The organism is Stenotrophomonas sp. 05L413, assembly GCF_056397945.1.
This window is the reverse complement of record NZ_JBFTOL010000022.1, coordinates 1-414: the sequence shown is the minus strand read 5'-3', so window position 1 is coordinate 414 and position 414 is coordinate 1. Positions and strand designations below refer to the sequence as shown.

Here is a 414-nt window from a genome sequence, read left to right as displayed (position 1 = left end):
ACCTTCGGCCTGTTCGCCTTCATGGCCGCGCCCGGCTTCTTCATGATGCGCCAGGCCATGGGCCGGCCCGCGGACCTGGGCGCCTGAGACGACCGTGGCGCCAAGGTTCGACATCAGCGGGCTCGACGACGTCATCCACGGTCGCGTGCGGCTGGGGGTGGTGGCCTATCTGGCCAGCGCCGAGGTGGCCGACTTCACCGAACTGAAGACCCTGCTCGAGGTCACCCAGGGCAATCTTTCCATCCACCTGCGCAAGCTGGAGGAGGCCGGCTACGTCTCGATCGACAAGAGCTTCGTGGGGCGCAAGCCGCTGACCCGCGTGCGCCTGACCGAGACGGGCAGGGTCGCCTTCGCCGGATATCTGCGGGCCATGGGCCAGCTGGTCGAGCAGGTCGGCGGCGCCGACTAGAGGCC

At 68.8% G+C, this 414-nt stretch carries 1 protein-coding gene; it reads left to right on the top strand.

The window, feature by feature from the left end:
- Positions 1-94 precede the first annotated feature (94 nt).
- Positions 95-409: a winged helix-turn-helix domain-containing protein gene (locus AC1DIQ_RS18980; protein WP_477030187.1), complete on the top strand. Its 315-nt coding sequence runs from the start codon at positions 95-97 to the stop codon at positions 407-409.
- Positions 410-414: the final 5 nt, after the last annotated feature.